The following is a 2,730-nucleotide window of genomic DNA, read 5'->3' on the forward strand; positions in this document are numbered from 1 at the left end:
CACGAACTCTGATAACGACGACAATATCAGTTTCACCGATTTTGAGCATTTCACGGTGTATGGGGGCGCGGGCGACGATCGCCTAGCCACGTTTGGTGGTGATGACCTGATTGAAGGTGGGGTTGGCAATGACGAGCTTCAGGGCGGCGGCGGCAATGACATGCTGATTGGCGGAGAAGGCAGTGACACAATGATCGGCGGTGCTGGAGACGATATTTTCATCAAACGTCCCGGCGAGGGCGATGACATCATTACCGACTTCCAGAAGGGGGCTGGCCCGGATGATGGTGATAAGATCGATATCAGCGCCTACGATATCTCACTAGATGATATTGTTTTCGAGCAGGAAGCAGGTGGCTTCCGGATCAGTCTGGGCTCTGACAGCATTCTTTTACAAGGTATTTCGCACGAGCCGTTTGAGGTTCTGTCTTTTGGTGGCAACACTGCGATCCGTTTGGCGAGTGATGATGCGAGTCTGTTGTCAGCGGCTGGCGAGCGGTTCATCACGAGGGATGAAGGTGCGAACCGTGTCTATGGGGATGATGGTGATGACGTGGCTGTGACCGGGGCAGGGGATGATCTCGTTTCCGCTGGTGCCGGCTCGGATGTTGTCGTGGCGGGGGCGGGAATGGACACGATAATTGGCGGGCTTGGTGCCGACAATCTGACGGGTGGCGCGGATGCCGATCTCTTTGCCTTCTCGGCGGATGACTTTGGGGCCGGATTTACGGCTGACTTCATCACCGATTTTATACCCGGCGAGGATGTGATCGAGCTTTCGGGCCTCGACTTCACGGATATCGCCGGCCTCAACTTCGTTACTGTAGCCGAGGGCGATGCGCTTGATCTTGGGGCTGGCCGGTTCATCGTGCTCGAAGGGCTGACGGCGGGAGACCTATCAGCAGGCGATATCGTTGGCGCCGAGTTTGCACGTACCTATGGTCTGGTGTCTACGACTGCTGTTTACCGACTGACCGAGGCAGAGGATCGGTTCGTTTCAACCGGCACTGGACCGTCCGAGATTATTGGACGCGCCGGTACCGACGCGATTGTCGGTGGTTCTGGTGATGACACGATCCGGGGTGAAGAGGGGGCTGACCGTCTGATCGGAGGCGCGGGTGCGGATGAGCTCATCGGGGGGCAGGGTGCTGACCAAATGACCGGACTATCGGGCGCGGACACGTTTGTGTTCACCGCTGCAGAAGAAACGGGCTTCGTGGCCGACTTCATTACCGACTACGAGTTGGGTATCGACACATTGACGCTATTGAACTCCAACTTCACATCATACGAAGACCTCAACTTCACGACTTCGGGCGCAGGCGACATAGCATTGCAACTCGCGCCGACACACTTCGTGGTCTTTGAGGGCCACACAGATCAAGGCCTGATCGAAAACGAGTCGGCAAACTGGACCCTCGCTTGAGGTATGACCTGAGCCCCAGGTTTCCTCCACCTTGCGGAGAGTCCTTGCGTTTGGGTTGATGGCCCTACGCAGCCATTTTGTCCATGTCCATTTTCTCTGCAAATTCCCTCGGCGTCAGGTTTCCGAGCGCTGAATGTGGTCTGTGGGTGTTGTAGTCCTCCTGCCATTCTTCCAGCGTAGCACGGGCTTCGGCCAACGAGCTAAACAGTGTTTCGTTCAGGCATTCGTCGCGGAGCTTGCCATTGAAGCTTTCGATGAATGCGTTCTGGGTTGGCTTGCCTGGAGCGATGTAGTGCCAGTCGATGCCGGTCTCCTGCACCCACCTGAGCACCGCCATGCTGGTAAATTCGGTGCCGTTGTTAGACACAATTGTTCCCGGTGCCCCGCGCTCTGCAATCAGCCGGTCCAGTTCTCGCGTGACCCGCAAGCCCGACAGCGATGTATCGGCCACCAGCGCCAGGTTCTCCCGCGTGTGATCATCCACCACGGTCAGGATACGGAACCGGCGACCATCGGTCAGCGCATCAGATACGAAATCCAGGCTCCAACGCTGGTTCGGGCTATCCGGCACAACCGTCGGCCTTCGCGTGCCCAGAGCCCGCTTCCGACCGCCCCTGCGGCGCACTTGCAGCTTCTCTTCGCGATTGATCCGACGGAACTTCTTGTGGTTTACCTGCCAGCCCTGCCGTTCGACCATCACATGCAGCCGCCGATAGCCGAACCGGCGACGTTCTTTGGCGACCGCCTTCATGGCATCGCGCAGGTCCGTGTCATCCGCCCGGCGCGATTGATACCGCACCGTTGACCGATCCACATCCAGAGCAGCGCACGCCCGACGCTGGTTCACCTGATGAACCTCCACCAGATGGGCCACCGCCTTCCGCTTGGCATCGGGCGTTACCACTTTTTTGAGTTCACATCCCGCAGCATTGCGTTGTCCAGCATCTGCTCAGCCAGCAGCTTCTTCAACTTCGCATTCTCGGCTTCAAGTGCCCGCAGCTTTTTTGCATCCGACGGCTCCATGCCACCATACTTCGACTTGTATTTGTAGAAGGTGCCTTGGCTGATCCCATAGCGCCTGCACACGTCAGCCGTCTTCTCACCTGCTTCCTGTTCCTTGATCATCTGAATGATCTGTTCGTCAGTGAATCTCGTCTTCATTTGTCCGTCCTTAAGTTGGTCTTGCCCCCTGAAAGTGGTCCGAATTGAGAGCGAAATTTTGGGTACATTTCTGGCACAAAGAGGAGTGTACCGATGCCGAAGAAACGATTCAGCGATGAACAGATTGCCTTTGCGCTGAGGCA

At 57.0% G+C, this 2,730-nt stretch carries 2 protein-coding genes; one reads left to right on the forward strand and one right to left on the reverse strand.

Features of this window, described 5'->3' with window-relative positions; genetic code table 11:
• The coding region (locus tag J7412_RS21720) for a M10 family metallopeptidase C-terminal domain-containing protein (protein ID WP_209081967.1) at positions 1-1,426 on the forward strand (1,426 nt) is incomplete at its 5' end.
• A 64-nt stretch (positions 1,427-1,490) separates the two neighbouring features.
• Here the strand turns inward: J7412_RS21720 and J7412_RS21725 are convergent.
• A protein-coding gene (locus J7412_RS21725; protein WP_209081969.1) for an IS3 family transposase occupies positions 1,491-2,587 on the reverse strand; the annotation gives its coding sequence in 2 pieces (ribosomal slippage) (positions 1,491-2,338 and positions 2,338-2,587; 1,098 coding nt in all).
• Positions 2,588-2,730: the final 143 nt, after the last annotated feature.

Source organism: Shimia sp. R9_3, from assembly GCF_017743755.1.
Classification (GTDB): Bacteria; Pseudomonadota; Alphaproteobacteria; order Rhodobacterales; family Rhodobacteraceae; genus Shimia.